Origin of the sequence: Paraburkholderia sp. SIMBA_030, assembly GCF_046535245.1 — a bacterium.
Taxonomy (GTDB): domain Bacteria; phylum Pseudomonadota; class Gammaproteobacteria; order Burkholderiales; family Burkholderiaceae; genus Paraburkholderia.
This window is the reverse complement of record NZ_JAWRXB010001198.1, coordinates 1-251: the sequence shown is the minus strand read 5'-3', so window position 1 is coordinate 251 and position 251 is coordinate 1. Positions and strand designations below refer to the sequence as shown.

Sequence of the window (251 nt, the reverse complement as noted above, 5' to 3'; positions counted from 1 at the left end):
GTGATGTTCTGGAACGTCGATGCCGCGATCAACTGACCTTGGCGCGTCATTTCCGCCACCGTGATGGTGGACGCGAGCGACGAGTCCTTGAGCATCATCACCAGCGTATTGCTGTACGGCGGCAGCGCGACCTTCACCGCTTGCGGCAGGATCACGCGCACCATCGTTTTCACGCGGCCCATGCCAAGCGATTGCGCCGCTTCATACTGGCCCGGATCGACGGCCTCGATACCCGAGCGGATGATTTCCGC

At 61.8% G+C, this 251-nt stretch carries 1 protein-coding gene; it reads right to left on the bottom strand.

The window, feature by feature from the left end:
* Positions 1 to 251 (bottom strand): ABC transporter permease subunit (locus SB772_RS43825; protein WP_410839007.1); only part of this gene is annotated, 251 nt, incomplete at both ends.